Raw genomic sequence first — 14,264 nt, 5'->3', positions numbered from 1 at the left:
GGATCGGGACATGACTGGCACCTCCGTGTCCCGAACCGGCCGCGTACGCGTATGCGTCGTCGACGGCGAACCCGCGCTCACCGAAGTGCTCTCCGGCCCGCGCCGCAAGACCGACCGGGCCCGGGTGCGGATGATCCACGGCGTGCGTGGGCCGGGGTACGCCGTCCGGCCGGTGGAGGCGGGGAGATGAGCCTCCGGCTGCGGCGGCGGCCGTGGGGGCGTTCCCTGCGCTCGCGCCTTCCGCTCCTCGTCGGCGTCACCCTCGTCGCCGTATGCGCCGCGATGGCGCTCACCACCGTCTTCGCCCAGCGGGCCTATCTGCTGGGCAGACTCGACGACCGGGTCACCCACGCCGCCGAGCGCAGCCTGGGCCGAGCCTCGCTCCACCCGGACCTTGGCAGGGACCTCACCTTCCTCGACGACAGCGGCCACCCCGCCGGGATGCTCGCCGCCCGCCTCGACGCCGACGGCACGGTCCTCGCGGCGGCGACGGTCGGCCAGGACGCACCGCCCCGGAACCTGAGCCCGGCCCAGACCGCCGTCCTCTCCGGCATCGACCCCGACGGCTCCCTGCACACCCGCACGGTCCCCGGCCTCGGCACCTACCGCGTCACCGCGCTCGACAACGACGGCGTCCGCGTCCTCACCGGCCTCCCGACGGGCGACGTCCAGGACATGCTCGACGGCCTGGTGCTGGTCGAGGCGGCGGTCGCGGCCGCGGGCCTGACCGTCGCCGGCTGCGCGTGCGCCGTGGTGATACGACGGCACCTGCGTCCCCTCGGCCGGGTCGCCGCCACCGCGGTCGAGGTGTCCCGGGCGCCCCTGTCCCACGGCGAGGTGACCGGCCTGACCCGGGTGGCGGAGCGCGACACCGATCCCGGCAGCGAGGCCGGACAGGTCGGCGCCGCCCTCAACCGCATGATCGACCACGTCGAGTCCGCACGCGCCGCCCTCCGGCGCAGCGAGGAGCGGGTCCTGCGCAGCGAGGAACGCATGCGCCGCTTCCTCGCCGACGCCAGCCACGAACTGCGCACCCCGCTCGCCTCGATCGCCGGCTACGCGGAACTGATGAACCGCGGCACGGACCGCATCGAGCCGGACCTGGCCTGGCGGCGGGTGACCGCGGAGTCGGCGCGCATGACGGGCCTGGTCGAGGATCTGCTGCTACTGGCCCGCCTGGACGAGGGCCGGCCGCTGGAGTCCTCCGAAGTAGACCTCGTGGCGCTGGTCACGGAGGCGGTGTGGGCGGCGCGGGCCGCGGCCGGCGACCACGACTGGCAGCTGGAGCTGCGCCTGGACACCCAGCCGCTGGTCCTCGGTGACGAGGCACGCCTCCACCAGGTGGTGGCCAACCTGTTGGCCAACGCGCGTGTGCACACGCCTGTGGGCACGCGGGTGGTGACGGTGGTCGAGGCCAGGGACGGGCTGTGCGCCCTCCGCGTCCGCGACGACGGTCCCGGCATCCCGCCCGACCTCCTCCCCAGGGTCTTCGAACGCTTCACCCGCGCGGACACCTCCCGCAGCCGCGCGATCCCGGGCGCCGGCTCGGGCCTCGGCCTCGCCATCGCCTCCGCGATCACGGCGGCGCACGGGGGACGGATCGACGTGCGGAGCGAGCTGGGGTGCACGGAGTTCGTGGTCGAGCTGCCGCTGGTGGGGGAGAGCGGGGTGGACACGTTGACGTGGGGGGCGCGGGCTTCGGTGGGGTGAGTGCTCGCTGTGCGTGCCCGGATGGCAGGCAGTTCCCCGGTCTACTGCTCCAGGGACTGAGCCGAACGGGGGGCGCGGAAGCCGCCGTACGGCCTCCGCGCCCCTCGGCCCGTCCCGCCGTCGGTCACCCGGCGGGATCGAGCACGACCGGCAGCTCAGCGAGGCCGCGGAAGGCCGGGAAGGGGACCTCCATCCACCGTGGCTCGCCCGCGGGGTCGGCCAGCGTCATCCTCGGGAACCGGCCGAACAGGCCGGTGAGGGCCGACTCCATCTCCAGCCGGGCCAGCGGGGCACCCAGGCAGTAGTGAGGTCCGTGCCCGAACCCGAGATGGGCGTTCTGGGCGCTGCCCCGCGTCACGTCGAACGCGTCCGGGTCGTCGAACTTCTGCGGATCGCGGTTGGCCGAACTGAGCGCGATCTGGACCAGGGCGCCCTTCGGGATACGCGTCCCGGCGTACTCCACGTCCTCGGTCGCGTAGCGGAACGTCGAGCTCTCCACGGAGCCGTCGTAGCGCAGCACCTCCTCGACCGCAGGACCCACCAGCTCCGGCTTCTCCCGCACGGCGCGCAGCTGCGCGGGATGCGTCAGGAGGTGATGGACGGCGTTGCCGATGGCGTACGCGGTCGTCTTGTGACCCGCGAACATCAGCAGGAACGCCGTGGAGACCAGCTCGTGCTCGCTGAGCCCGCCGTCGTTGTCCCGCACCGCGGTCAGCGCGCTCATCAGGTCGTCACCCGGGCGGTCGCGCTTGGCCGTGGTGAGGTCCGTGAAGTACGCGTGCAGATCCTCCTCGGCCTGCTGCTGGGCCCGCTTGGACTCCTCGCTGAAGCCGGCCTGCGCCACCGTGGTGGACAGGTGCTGCATCCGCGACCGCTCCTGCGGCGGCACACCGAGCAGTTCACAGATCACGATGATCGGCAGCGGGAACGCGAACGCGGGCAGCAGGTCGAAGGGCTCCCGGGTCGGGCACTCGTCGATCAGCGTCCGGACGATGCCCTGGACCCGCGGCCGCAGAGCCTCCACGCGTCGCGGAGTGAACGCGGAGTTCACCAGCTTGCGCAGCCGGGTGTGCTTGGGCGGGTCGGAGTTGAGCATGTTGTCGTCCAGCGCCACGGACGAGTCACCGAAGATCCTCCGGTAGGCGTCGATGGCCCCGTACATGTCCTTGCTCAGCCGCGGATCCGACAGGGCGGTCCGCGCGTCCTCGTACCGGGTGATCAGGTACGTCTCGTTGCCGTGCGGCGGTCTCAGGGGGCAGACCGGCGCCGTCCCCCGGAGCTGGGCGTAGACCGCGTGCGGGTCGCGCCGGTACTCCGGGGTGCACCGTTCGGCCGCGGTGACCGCGTCCTGCGTGGTGGTCACGGACGACTCCTCAGGTCGAAGAGGTCCTCTGCGTTGCCGCCGAGGATGCGCTGCTGGGCCGCCTTGTCGACCGGCAGCTTCTCGATCATGCGCACGAAGTCCTCCAACGGCGCGGCCATCGGCGGCGAGTCGGTGCCGAACAGCATCCGTTCGGGCCCCAGCACCTCCGCGTTGAGGCTCAGGTGCGCCTGGCTGAACGGGCTCGTGTCGACGTACATGCGCCGGAGCGCGGCGATCGGGTCGGCCGCCGGGGCCCGGTCGGCCGGCGGAGCCTTCGCCGCCGCAGGAGCCTCGGCCGACGGCGGGGCGGAACCCGGCGCCTTCGCGCCGGCCGCGGAGGCCGGTGCCGTAGGCCGGCCGGCGGGCGGGGCGCCCCCGGCCCAGTGCCGGGGGCGCGCCGCCGTCTGCAGGCGCTCCGGCAGCAGCGCCATCGCGCCGCCGCCGGTCGCGCCGATCAGCCGTAGACCGGGGTACTTCTCCAGCCATCCCGCGAACGCGATCATGGCCATGCCGATGGTGAGGTCGCCGAACCGGCCGATCTGCTCGACGAAGCCGATCTCGTCGACCCGTTCCGTGCCGACCGGTTCGGCCGGGGCGTGCACCAGGACCGGCACCCCCGCCTCCGCGGCCAGCGCGAAGAAGGAGTCGGCACGCGGGGAGCCGAGCAGCTCCCCGTGGACGCTGGACGTGGTGATCAGGCCGACGAAGGCGGGGTCCGCCAGGGTCTCCCGCACCCCTTCCAGGTGATCGTCGTCACCGAACGGGTTGGCGTACACGTACCCGCGCAACTGGTCCGGGAACTTGGCGATCAGGCCTGACATCCAGGCGTGGAAACCGCGCAGCCGGTCACGGGGTTGCGCGTAGTTGTCGACGCCCGGGACCCGCGCCATCGCGCCGGCGCCGACGGGGCTGCCGATGATGGTGAGGTCGATCCCGGCCTGTGCGCGAGCGGCGAGCATGCCGTCGACGTCGGTCAGGCTCGGGGGCATGGGGAAGCGTTCGGCCGCCTCCGGTGGGGACAGGTGCCCGTGGATGTCGATGATCATGTGTCGCTTCCCGGGTTCGGTGTGAGTGCGCGGACGACCGCGGCACAGTCCTCGTCGCCCAGTCCCTGCTCGGTGGCGCGGACGTGGGTCTCGGCCGCGGCGGCCGCCAGCGGCAGGTTGAGGCCGACCGACGCTGCCTGCTTGGAAGCGAGCATGAGGTCTTTGGCCATCAGCCGCAGCTTGAAGTCCGGCTCGTCGAAGCGGCCGGAGGCCAGCCGTCTGGACTTGAACGCCATGACGGGCGAGGCGAAGCCGCTGCCCGCGATCGTCTTGAGCACCTGCTGCCGTTCGAGTCCACAGGCGGCCGCCAGCTCGGTGGCCTCGGCCATGGCCTGCACCTCCACACCCATCAGCAGGTTGAGGAGCAGCTTCATCCGCATGCCGGACCCGAGTGCGCCCAGATGGACGACCTCCTTGCCCAGCGTCTCCAGCAGCGGCCGGACGGACTCGAACACCCGCTTCTCGCCGCCGACGAACAGTCGCAGTTCGCCGTCGCGGGCGTGGTCGCGGTTGCCGAGCATGCCGACGTCCAGGACCGACGGGAGGTCCCCGGCGATCTCGACGACCTCCTCGGGGGCGACGGTGCTGGCGCAGATCAGGACACCGGGGTACGGGCCCCTGGCCAGCACACCGTCCGGGCCGCGCAGCACCGCGCCGAGGGCTTCGCCGTCGTCGACGGTGCACAGGGCGGCCGTTGTCCCCTCGACGGCGTCGCAGGGGTGGGCCGCCGCGAAGGCGCCCCTCTCGGCGAGCGGTGCGGCCCGTTCCGCGCTACGGTTCCAGACCCGAACCTGGATCCCCTGGTCGAGGAGGCAGGTGGCCAGACCGGTGCCCATCCTGCCCAGACCGAGTACGGCGACGGGGCCGTTGGTCGCACGCGTCATGACGCCACCCCCGCGGTCTCCTTGACGACCCGGAACCGCAGCGACTGCGTCGAGTCGACCCACTGCCGCAGCGGGGCCACCATCGCGCGATGCTCCTCGCTCTGCTGCCAGGCGAAGAAGTGCTCCGGCGTCTCCCACTCGCTGGTGATCACCCACTGACGGGAGTCGTCCACGGGTTCGCCCAGCCGCTCGACGATGTGGCCGGGGGTGCGGGCGACGGACTTCCGCATCTGGTCATACAGATCCAGGAACCCCTGCTCGCCGCCCTCGACCACACGGACCGTGAAGACGACGCACAGCTTCTCGGCCGAACGGCCGTTCTGCTTGGTGCCCATATCTCCTCCTGAAGGTGAGATCCGGCAGGACACGTTTCCTACCGACTCATGGCCCCCATGCGGACGCAACTCCGAATGGGGGACGGCCCAGTCAGGACAAGGGGTTCACGCTGTGTTGTTGGACTGTTCGGGTGAGTGATGGGGGGTTTCGTTTCGGGGCTGAGAGGGGTGTCGGAGAAGCCCCCTGGTTTCAGCGGGGTGTCGGAGAAGCCCGCTGGTTTCAGCGGATCCCGGAGTCGGGATGTTCGGCATCCCAGTGCCGGCGTGCTCGCGCGATGGCGTCGCGGTGTTCCGCCGACCAGTCGGCGAGGGCTTTCACCAGATGGGTGAGGCTGTGGCCCATCGTGGTGAGCTCGTACTCGACCTGCGGAGGCACCGTCGGGTACACGGTCCGGGAGATCAGCCCGTCCCGTTCCAGCCGGCGCACGGTGAGCGTCAGCATCCGCTGCGAGATACCGGGCACGGCACGTTGCAACTGCCGGAAACGCCGTACGCCCTGGGCCAGTTCCACCACGACCAGGACCGACCACTTGTCCCCGATCCGGTCCAGCACGTCGCGGATCCCGCAGTCCTCGTGCTCCTCTCCGCAGCTGACGACGGGTTCGATGGTTACCTCCGTGTGCCCCACTGACATGGAAGTGCCTCCTTACGCTCCCTGGTGCCGAACCCGCAGGATGATCCCGGTTACCGAAGAGAACCTACCGGAACGGGGAGACCCTGATGATCCTGGTCACCGGAGCAACCGGCGCCCTGGGCACGCTGATCGCCGAGCGGCTGGCCGGCCGTCACGACACCGTCCTGGGAACCCGCGATCCTCAGCGGTCCCGGGCTCCGCTGCCCGCGCGCCGCATCGACTTCGACGATCCCCGGACCCTCATCAAGGGCTTCGAAGGCGTGGATGTGCTGCTGATGATCTCCGCAGGCTACGGCGAGGACGACACCGTCATGGCCCGGCACGGCGCCGCCGTCGACGCTGCGGAGAAGGCCGGTGTGGGGCATGTCGTCTACACGAGTCTGACCGCCGACGGCGATCACCTCCCCTACGCCCTGCCGCACCGCTGGACCGAGCGTCGGCTCCAGGAGAGCACCATGGACTGGACGATCCTGCGCAACGGCCTCTACGCGGAGCTGCTGGCCTGGCTCGCGGCGCCGTCGGCGGACGGGCGGATCACCGCCCCGCTCGGCGAAGGCCGCCTGGCCGCCGTCGCGCGCGCGGATCTGGCCGACGCCGCGGCACGTGTGGGTGTGGAGGCCTCCACCCATGCGGGGCGCGTCTACGAACTCGTCGGCGAGCAGACCATCGGCGGCACCGACCTGGCGCATGCACACGGACCACATGTCACCTATGAGCCGGAGACCCTCACCCAGGCCCGCGCGCGCATCGCCGCTTCCGGTGCCGAGCCGTTCCAGGTGCCGATGCTGGTGGGCACCTGCTCCGCCATCGCCGCCGGATTCATGTCACGCACCGGAGGCGACCTGCGCCGACTGCTGGGCCGCGCACCCCGTTCCGCCCTCGCGGCGGCTCTCGCACAGCCCCCCGGGCCGCGAAGGTGATCTCGGGGCACGGGAGTTCGCTGCGACCGCGCCCGGTCGGAGGCGGGAGAAGCGCCGCCCGTGGGCCTACAACTGGTCTCGCCACCACGGCACGCCGAGGTGGTCGACCTGGATGACCCTTGCCCTCGTCAAGATCTTGTCATCGAGAGCCGACACAAGGGCGCGCAGCTCGCGTGCGCTCTTCTTGGGCAGGGCGTGCAGTACGGCTTCGAGGTGATCGCGGAAGTGGCCCATGTCGCAACAGCCGGGGATGCCGCATCGCTGCGCTGTCGCCGGGTCCGCGATCCGCCTGAGCGGGCCGTGGGCAAGGGTCTTCCACTGCAGGAACGCTTCCGCCGTGGCCTCCGGCCAGAAGCGGGCGCGTTCGAGGCGGCGTAGATCGGCCGTGCAGGATCCTGACAGGCGGTCGATGGACGGGTGTCGTCGCGGCCTCGCGCCGCGGACGGGGAGCTCGCCCCGTAGGGCTGATGGGCGCCTACGCGGCATTGCCCCTTCGGTTGTCGGTCATGGGGGGAAGGTACAGAAGCGTGTACCGGGCGGCCACCAGTTATCCGCAGGGGGAGGTCGAGGACCTGAGCGAGGCGGAAGGTCTGAGCTCGGGGGAGGGGCGGCGGTGATCCAAGGGCCGACGACGGCTCCGGGTTGAGCCGACCAGGCCTCCCCCCCCGCGTCACCCGCTCACAACAGCTCCGTACACGCCCGTTTACAAGTACGCCCCGCGGCGCTACCTTCCGCCTCAGGTGGGGTGGGAGCGCTCCCATACCAGGTGGACCGGAACCCACCCCGGGACCGCTCCCGCTTCACGCGCCCGCACCCCACCGCCGCGCCACCCGCACCCCGCAGTGCGGCCCACCCGTCTGCACACCCCCATCTCCGCGCCGCCGGCGCTCACTTCGCACCACCCGGTCCCCCGCACTGCCGGGACAACCCCATACCCGCACAGTCCGTACAAGAAAGGACGGACTCCCTCATGCGAGCTGTCATGATCGCGACAAAAAAGAGGGCAGGGTTACGCACCCGAGCCCTCCTCCTCGTCCTCCTCTCCCTCCTGGCCACCATCCCCGCCATCGGCCTGATCGTCACGACCGGCGGCGAGGCCGAGGCTCACGGCACGCCCATGAAGCCCGGCAGCCGCACCTTCCTGTGCTGGCAGGACGGTCTGACCGACACCGGTGAGATCAAGCCCATCAATCCGGCCTGCAGGAACGCCCAGCAGGTCAGCGGGACCACGCCGTTCTACAACTGGTTCTCGGTGCTGCGCTCCGACGGCGCCGGCCGCACCCGGGGCTTCGTGCCCGACGGGCAGTTGTGCAGCGGCGGGAACACCAACTTCACCGGCTTCAACGCCCCGCGCAGCGACTGGCCGCTCACCCACCTCACCTCGGGCGCGACGGTCGACTTCTCCTACAACGCCTGGGCGGCCCACCCGGGTTGGTTCTACGTGTACATCACGAAGGACGGCTTCGACCCGACCAAGACCCTCACCTGGGACGACATGGAGGACCGGCCCTTCCTCAGTGTCGACCACCCGCCGCTCAACGGCAGCCCGGGTACCGTCGAGGCCAACTACTCCTGGTCCGGCAAGCTCCCCGACAACAAGTCCGGGCGCCACATCATCTACATGGTCTGGCAGCGCTCCGACAGCCAGGAGACCTTCTACTCCTGCTCCGACGTCGTCTTCGACGGCGGCAACGGCGAGGTGACGGGCATTCACGAGCCGGGCAACCCGAACGAGCCCGTCCCCGGCACCTGCACGGCCACCCGCAGGACGACCGGGAGCTGGAACGGCGGCTACCAGTCCGAGGTGACCGTCACCAACTCCGGCGATGTCCCGATGCTCGGCTGGATGGTCGACTGGACCCTGCCCGCCGGCCAGAAGGTCGACAGCCTGTGGAACGGCAACGCCACCTACAACGGGCAGGCGGTGATGGTCCACAACGCCAACTGGAACGGCTCGTTGAGTCCGGGCCAGAGCGCGACGTTCGGGTATGTCGTCTCCGGTTCCGGCGGTGACAGCACCACGAGCCTTCCCTGCAGGGTCGGTTGAGCCGCGACCGCTCTGGGCGGACCCGGTGGGCGGTGAGCCCTGGCCCACCGGGTCCGCGAGCCGGACGGTCTCAAGGGGGAGTGGGGCGGTACGGGCACCCCTTGTCGGTGATCGGCTGGGATCAGCCCCCTTGTCGGCCGAAAACGTGTGGCCAGCCTCTCGGGCGCTCACGTACGTTTACCCGCATGGGAACTCTGTGACAGCCCCTCCACGACCGTGTAGAGCTCGGCTCCGGCATTGAGCACGTGTGTTGATCCGTGCTTTCCATCAGTGCTTTCAGTCCACGCATTGAGTGCGTGCATTGTGTCCGTGCACTGAGTGCGCCGAGCCCGAAGCTCCGCCGTCGTGGCGTCGATTCCTCCTTGAATCCGTTTCATCGGCATGTGCCGAGAACAGGGGCTTTCGCATGCGTGCGCCACATCAGTCGCCGTCACCTTCACGCTCGTTCTCTCCGTCCACCTCACCCTCCTCCCACTCCTCCCAGCTCTCCCTGCACGCCGTCACCAAGCGCTACGACGACCGCACCGTGCTCGACCAGATCTCCCTCAGCCTCGCCCCCGGCGAGAAAGCCGGCGTCGTCGGCGACAACGGGGCCGGGAAGTCCACGCTGCTCCGTCTCCTCGCCGGTGAGGAGCGGCCCGACGCGGGTGAGGTGATCGTGGCCGCGCCCGGCGGCACCGGGTATCTCGCCCAGACCCTCGGCCTGCCCGCCGAGGCCACCGTCCAGGACGCCGTCGACCTGGCGCTGGCGGAGCTGCGGGCGCTCGAGGCGGAGCTGCGGCGGGCCGAGGCCGCGCTCGCCGAGGTGCCCGAGGGCGCGGAGCTGGAGGCCGCGCTCGCCGCGTACGCGCGGCTGACCGAACAGTACGAGGCCCGCGACGGCTACGGGGCCGACGCCCGCGTCGAGGCGGCGCTGCACGGTCTCGGGCTGCCGGGCCTGGCCCGGGACCGCCGGCTGGGCACCCTCTCCGGCGGCGAACGCTCACGGCTGGCGCTGGCCGCGACACTGGCGTCCCGGCCGGAGCTGCTGCTGCTCGACGAGCCGACCAACGACCTCGACGACCGCGCCGTCCACTGGCTGGAGGAGCACCTGCGGGCCCACCGCGGCACCGTCGTCGCGGTCACCCACGACCGCGTGTTCCTGGAACGCCTCACCACCACGGTCCTGGAGGTCGACGCCGGCCGCGTCACCCGCCACGGCAACGGCTATGCCGGCTACCTCGCCGCCAAGGCCGCCGAACGCCGGCGACGGCAGCAGCGGTACGACGAGTGGCGCGCCGAACTCGACCGCAGCCGTCAGCTGGCCGAGTCCAACGTCGTGCGTCTGGAGGCCATCCCGCGCAAGATGGCGAAGGCCTGCTTCGGGCACGGCGGCTTCCGTATGCGGGGGCGGGCGCACGGTGCGATGAGCCGGATCCGCAACGCCAAGGAACGGGTCGAGCGGCTCACCGCGGACCCGGTGGCCCCGCCGCCGGACCCGCTGACCTTCACGGCCCGTATCGCCACGGCGAGCGGCACACCGGACGGAGCGCCGGCCGTGCGGCTGGACGGCCTCGTCGTGGACGGCCGGCTGCACCTGCCGGAGCTGCGAGTCGGCCCGGGGGAGCGGCTGCTGATCACCGGCCCCAACGGGGCCGGCAAGAGCACCCTGTTGAGGGTCCTCGCCGGTGAACTGCGGCCGGACGCGGGCACGGTGAGCGTCTCCGGCCGGGTGGGGCACCTCCGGCAGGAGGAGACGCCCTGGTCACCCGGACTGACCGTACTGGAGGCCTTCGCCCTCGGCCGTCCGGGCGACCGGGACGAGCACGCCGACCGGCTGCTGTCGTTCGGCCTGTTCGAGCCGGAGGATCTGCGACGCCGGGTGGGGGAGTTGTCGTACGGGCAGCGGCGGCGCATCGAGCTCGCCCGGCTGGTCGGCGAACCGATGGACCTGCTCCTGCTGGACGAGCCCACCAACCATCTCTCGCCGGCGCTCGTCGAGGACCTGGAGGCGGCCCTGGCCGACTACACGGGCGCCCTGGTGCTGGTCACCCACGACCGCCGCATGCGGGAGCGGTTCACCGGCACGCGGCTGGAACTGCGGGAGGGGGCGGTCGCCGGAGCGCGGTGAAGCGGGAGGGAAGGGGGTGCACACCGTCGGGGCGTGCCCTCAGGACGCCAACGCCTCGTGCAGCCAGCCGAGTTGCCGCCGCACCTGCTCCCCCTCGCCCCCCTCGTGCCCGTTGTACGGATACGCGTGCATCTCCTTCCGCACACCTCCACCCCTCAACTCCCCGTACCGGTTGAACGCCGCGTACGCCCCGCTGGGCGGACAGACCGTGTCGCGCAGGCCGGTGCCGAAGTGGGCCGGGGCGTGGGCGCGGCGGGCGAAGGAGATGCCCTCGACGTAGGAGAGGGTGCGGTACGCGGGCTGTTCGGTGCCTCGGTGGACGGAGAGGTAGGTGGCGATCTCGCCGTAGGGGCCCGCGTCGGTGAGGTCCAGGGCGCGGCGGATGCCGCACAGCAGCGGGGCGGTGATCAGGGCCGCCGCCAGGTCCGGGACGAGTCCCGCGACGGCCAGGGCGAGGCCACCGCCCTGGCTGTTGCCGGCGGCGGCGATCCGTGCCCCGTCCACGCCCGGTAGCGCGCGGACCGCGGTCACCGCGCGTACGGCGTCCGTGATCAGGCGGCGGTAGTGGTAGTCGTGCGGGGAGAGCAGGCCGCGGACGGCGGGGCCGGGGCCGCCGGGGGCGGTGGCGTGCGGGTCGGGGGTGGCGCCGCCGTTGCCGTACTGGTCGCCCTGGCCGCGGTTGTCCATCAGCAGGTGGGCGTAGCCGGCGTTCACCCAGGTCAGCCGTTCGTGGGGGAGGCCGCGGCCGCGGCCGTAGCCGGCGTACTCGACGACTGCGGGGAGGGGCTCGAGCGTCCCCGTGGGGCGGCTGAACCAGGCCCGTACCGGATCGCCCGCGAAGCCGCGGAAGGTCACGTCCCAGGTCTCCGTCAGACGCAGGCCGGTGTCGACGGGACGGACCGAGATCAGCGGGTCGTGTTGGCCGGCCTCCTTCAGGGTGTCCCGCCAGAACGCGTCGAAGTCGGCGGGCTCGTCGGGGTCGGGGCGGTGACGTTCCAGTTCGGGCAGCGGCAGGTCGAACGCGGGCACGGGCGGCACCTCGCAGGTCGGGGGCGATCGATCGTTGCGTATGTGCTCCAGAAATTTGCGGAGGACGGTAGCACTCGACCCACCGGTTCTACCCCGCTCGTCGAGGAATCCAACGCCCTGTCGTGCCCCAGCAGTCCGCCGTGCACCACCCATTGACAGCGCTTTCCGTGTGCCCTTACGTTGCCGCAGAGTTACCGGTAAGGGCACGAAACTTTCGAGGCGCGCCAGGCTGGGGCGTCTCGAGATCGAGCGTTTCACAGGACGCCCCGGGAGGCCCGAGCATGAGCACCTCCACCACGTCGGCCCCACCACCCGGCACCCAGGAACCGCCGCCGAAGACCCGGCACGGCCCGGTACGCCCGCCCGCGCGGCGCGGCTGGCGCAGGGCGCTGCGCCGCGACTGGCAGCTGTACTCGCTGGCCGTGCTGCCGCTGCTGTTCTTCCTGGTCTTCCGCTACCTGCCGATGATCGGCAATGTGATCGCCTTCCGCCGCTTCGAGCCCGGAGGTTCGATCCTGGGCGAGCAGTGGGTGGGGCTGCGGTATGTGGAGATGTTCCTGTCCGACCCCACCTTCTGGCAGGTCTTCCGCAACACCCTGTGGCTCGGTGCGCTGACGCTCGTCTTCTGCTTCCCGGTCCCGATCGTGCTGGCGCTGCTGCTCAACGAGGTGCGCCGCACCGCGCTCAAGCGGTTCGTGCAGTCGGTGTCGTACCTTCCGCACTTCCTGTCGATCGTGATCGTCGCGGGCATCACCCTGCAGATGCTCGCCACGGACGGGCCGGTCAACCATGTGCTGGGCTGGTTCGGCCACGACCCGGTCCGCTTCATCCAGGAACCCGAGTGGTTCCGCACGATCTACGTCGGCTCGGAGATCTGGCAGACCGCCGGCTGGGGCACGATCCTCTACCTCGCCGCACTCACCACGATCGACGAGGACCTCTACGAGGCCGCCCGTATCGACGGCGCCAACCGCTGGAAGCAGATCTGGCACGTCACCCTGCCCGGCATCCGCCCCACCATGATCACGCTGCTGATCCTCAACATCGGCACGTTCCTGGCGGTCGGCTTCGAGAAGATCCTGCTGCTGTACAACCCGCTGACGTATCCGACGGCCGACGTGGTCTCCACGTACCTCTACCGGGCCGGCGTCGAGTCCAACAGCTTCAGCTACGCCGCCGCGATCGGGCTGTTCGAGGCGGTCATCGGCCTGGTGCTGATCACCTCCGCGAACCAGCTGTCGCGCCGCACGGTGGGGACGAGCCTGTGGTGAGCATCCTGAACACGCGCCCGCGGACCTCCGTCAACCAGCCGACCCGCGGCTACCGCGTCTTCCAGGGGATCAACGGCGTGATCCTCACCGGCGTGGTCGTCGTGACCCTCTACCCCTTCGTCAACATCATCGCCCGCTCCTTCAGCGGCGAACGGCAGATCCGCGCCGGTGAAGTGACGCTGTGGCCCAAGGGGTTCAACCTCACGACGTACCGGATCGTGTTCACGGACGACACCTTCTGGCGCGGCTACGGCAACACCGTGCTCTACACCGTCGTGTCGACCGCCGTGGCCATGGTCCTGACGACCTGTTACGCGTACGTCCTGTCGAAGAAGCACCTCAAGGGCCGCAACGTGCTCGTCGGGATCGCCGTGTTCACCATGTTCTTCTCCGGCGGCCTGATCCCGCACTACGTGCTGATCACCAGCCTCGGCCTGAAGAACTCCGTCTGGGCGATCGCCCTGCCGAACGCGATCAGCGTCTTCAACCTGCTGGTGATGAAGGCCTTCTTCGAGAGCCTGCCGACCGAGCTGGAGGAAGCCGCCGAGATCGACGGACTGAGCACGTACGGCATCCTGCTCAGGATCGTGCTGCCGCTGTCCAAGGCGGTCGTCGCGACGATGGTGCTCTTCTACTCGGTGTCCTTCTGGAACTCCTGGTTCCAGGCGTTCCTCTACATGGACCGGGCCGATCTGATGCCGGTCACCGTCTATCTGCGCAACCTCATCGCGGGCGCCACCGGCGCCACCGACGCGGGCGCCACCACCGAGCAGGGCAGCCAGGTCGCGGCGAACATCCAGGCGGTCACGATCGTGCTCACCTCGCTGCCGATCCTGTGCGTGTACCCGTTCGTCCAGCGCTACTTCGTCTCGGGCGTGATGCTCGGCGCGGTCAAGGGCTGACAACCCCGTCAAG

The 14,264-nt window shown here is 70.9% G+C and carries 14 protein-coding genes; 8 read left to right on the top strand and 6 right to left on the bottom strand.

The window, feature by feature from the left end; all coding sequences use genetic code 11:
* Window positions 1–10: 10 nt before the first annotated feature.
* Together IE263_RS21715 and IE263_RS21710 are read left to right on the top strand one after the other, a co-directional pair.
* On the top strand, window positions 11–190 hold the full coding sequence (locus IE263_RS21715; protein ID WP_189939155.1) for a hypothetical protein: 180 nt from the start codon (window positions 11–13) through the stop codon (window positions 188–190).
* Window positions 187–1,710: a sensor histidine kinase gene (locus IE263_RS21710; protein WP_189939153.1), complete on the top strand. Its 1,524-nt coding sequence runs from the start codon at window positions 187–189 to the stop codon at window positions 1,708–1,710. Before IE263_RS21715 ends, IE263_RS21710 begins: the two co-directional genes overlap by 4 nt.
* 124 nt (window positions 1,711–1,834) lie before the next feature.
* Here IE263_RS21710 and IE263_RS21705 read toward each other — a convergent pair whose 3' ends face one another.
* The 5 genes from IE263_RS21705 to IE263_RS21685 form a co-directional block, all read right to left on the bottom strand.
* Window positions 1,835–3,073: a cytochrome P450 family protein gene (locus IE263_RS21705; protein WP_189939151.1), complete on the bottom strand. Its 1,239-nt coding sequence runs from the start codon at window positions 3,071–3,073 to the stop codon at window positions 1,835–1,837.
* Complete coding sequence (locus tag IE263_RS21700; protein ID WP_189939149.1) at window positions 3,070–4,119, bottom strand: amidohydrolase family protein; 1,050 nt, start codon at window positions 4,117–4,119, stop codon at window positions 3,070–3,072. Before IE263_RS21700 ends, IE263_RS21705 begins: the two co-directional genes overlap by 4 nt.
* Window positions 4,116–5,003: an NAD(P)-dependent oxidoreductase gene (locus IE263_RS21695; protein ID WP_189939147.1), complete on the bottom strand. Its 888-nt coding sequence runs from the start codon at window positions 5,001–5,003 to the stop codon at window positions 4,116–4,118. Before IE263_RS21695 ends, IE263_RS21700 begins: the two co-directional genes overlap by 4 nt.
* Window positions 5,000–5,338, bottom strand: a complete 339-nt coding sequence (locus IE263_RS21690) for an antibiotic biosynthesis monooxygenase family protein (protein WP_189939145.1) — start codon at window positions 5,336–5,338, stop codon at window positions 5,000–5,002. Before IE263_RS21690 ends, IE263_RS21695 begins: the two co-directional genes overlap by 4 nt.
* 220 nt (window positions 5,339–5,558) lie before the next feature.
* On the bottom strand, window positions 5,559–5,972 hold the full coding sequence (locus tag IE263_RS21685; RefSeq protein WP_189939143.1) for a winged helix-turn-helix transcriptional regulator: 414 nt from the start codon (window positions 5,970–5,972) through the stop codon (window positions 5,559–5,561).
* Between the two features lie 86 nt (window positions 5,973–6,058).
* Here IE263_RS21685 and IE263_RS21680 point away from each other — a divergent pair, with 86 nt between their 5' ends.
* From IE263_RS21680 to IE263_RS21665, 4 genes are all read left to right on the top strand, one after another.
* Window positions 6,059–6,892, top strand: coding sequence for an NAD(P)H-binding protein (locus tag IE263_RS21680; RefSeq protein ID WP_189939141.1), 834 nt, complete (start codon window positions 6,059–6,061; stop codon window positions 6,890–6,892).
* A 60-nt stretch (window positions 6,893–6,952) separates the two neighbouring features.
* Window positions 6,953–7,270, top strand: a complete 318-nt coding sequence (locus IE263_RS21675) for a hypothetical protein (protein WP_189939139.1) — start codon at window positions 6,953–6,955, stop codon at window positions 7,268–7,270.
* A 592-nt stretch (window positions 7,271–7,862) separates the two neighbouring features.
* Window positions 7,863–8,939: a lytic polysaccharide monooxygenase auxiliary activity family 9 protein gene (locus IE263_RS21670; RefSeq protein ID WP_229911091.1), complete on the top strand. Its 1,077-nt coding sequence runs from the start codon at window positions 7,863–7,865 to the stop codon at window positions 8,937–8,939.
* Window positions 8,940–9,345: 406 nt separating this feature from the next.
* Window positions 9,346–11,049 carry a TlrC/CarA/OleB/SrmB family ABC-F type ribosomal protection protein gene (locus IE263_RS21665; RefSeq protein WP_189939137.1) on the top strand — a complete coding sequence of 568 codons (1,704 nt, stop codon included), beginning with the start codon at window positions 9,346–9,348 and terminating at the stop codon, window positions 11,047–11,049.
* Window positions 11,050–11,088: 39 nt separating this feature from the next.
* On the opposite strand, the gene IE263_RS21660 is transcribed toward IE263_RS21665, so the two are convergent.
* Complete coding sequence (locus IE263_RS21660; RefSeq protein ID WP_189939135.1) at window positions 11,089–12,078, bottom strand: acetylxylan esterase; 990 nt, start codon at window positions 12,076–12,078, stop codon at window positions 11,089–11,091.
* A 281-nt stretch (window positions 12,079–12,359) separates the two neighbouring features.
* Here IE263_RS21660 and IE263_RS21655 point away from each other — a divergent pair, with 281 nt between their 5' ends.
* Both IE263_RS21655 and IE263_RS21650 read left to right on the top strand, forming a co-directional pair.
* The gene (locus IE263_RS21655) at window positions 12,360–13,349 is read left to right on the top strand and encodes an ABC transporter permease (RefSeq protein ID WP_189939134.1); all 990 of its coding nucleotides are present in this window, start codon (window positions 12,360–12,362) and stop codon (window positions 13,347–13,349) included.
* Complete coding sequence (locus IE263_RS21650) at window positions 13,343–14,251, top strand: carbohydrate ABC transporter permease (RefSeq protein ID WP_189939132.1); 909 nt, start codon at window positions 13,343–13,345, stop codon at window positions 14,249–14,251. The genes IE263_RS21655 and IE263_RS21650 overlap by 7 nt, the downstream gene beginning before the upstream one ends.
* The last annotated feature ends 13 nt before the right edge of the window (window positions 14,252–14,264 follow it).

Source organism: Streptomyces aurantiogriseus, assembly GCF_014649375.1.
Classification (GTDB): Bacteria; Actinomycetota; Actinomycetes; order Streptomycetales; family Streptomycetaceae; genus Streptomyces; species Streptomyces aurantiogriseus.
The sequence above is the reverse complement of the archived record's forward strand: the minus strand, read 5'-3'. Positions and strand labels throughout refer to the sequence as shown.

Excerpts from the sequence above, each read along its gene's own strand:
- IE263_RS21715 (WP_189939155.1), top strand. The coding sequence starts at position 11 with ATGACTGGCACCTCCGTGTCCCGAACCGGCCGCGTACGCGTATGCGTC.
- IE263_RS21710 (WP_189939153.1), top strand. The coding sequence starts at position 187 with ATGAGCCTCCGGCTGCGGCGGCGGCCGTGGGGGCGTTCCCTGCGCTCG.
- IE263_RS21700 (WP_189939149.1), bottom strand. The coding sequence starts at position 4,119 with ATGATCATCGACATCCACGGGCACCTGTCCCCACCGGAGGCGGCCGAA.
- IE263_RS21695 (WP_189939147.1), bottom strand. The coding sequence starts at position 5,003 with ATGACGCGTGCGACCAACGGCCCCGTCGCCGTACTCGGTCTGGGCAGG.
- IE263_RS21690 (WP_189939145.1), bottom strand. The coding sequence starts at position 5,338 with ATGGGCACCAAGCAGAACGGCCGTTCGGCCGAGAAGCTGTGCGTCGTC.
- IE263_RS21685 (WP_189939143.1), bottom strand. The coding sequence starts at position 5,972 with ATGTCAGTGGGGCACACGGAGGTAACCATCGAACCCGTCGTCAGCTGC.
- IE263_RS21680 (WP_189939141.1), top strand. The coding sequence starts at position 6,059 with ATGATCCTGGTCACCGGAGCAACCGGCGCCCTGGGCACGCTGATCGCC.
- IE263_RS21670 (WP_229911091.1), top strand. The coding sequence starts at position 7,863 with ATGCGAGCTGTCATGATCGCGACAAAAAAGAGGGCAGGGTTACGCACC.
- IE263_RS21665 (WP_189939137.1), top strand. The coding sequence starts at position 9,346 with ATGCGTGCGCCACATCAGTCGCCGTCACCTTCACGCTCGTTCTCTCCG.
- IE263_RS21655 (WP_189939134.1), top strand. The coding sequence starts at position 12,360 with ATGAGCACCTCCACCACGTCGGCCCCACCACCCGGCACCCAGGAACCG.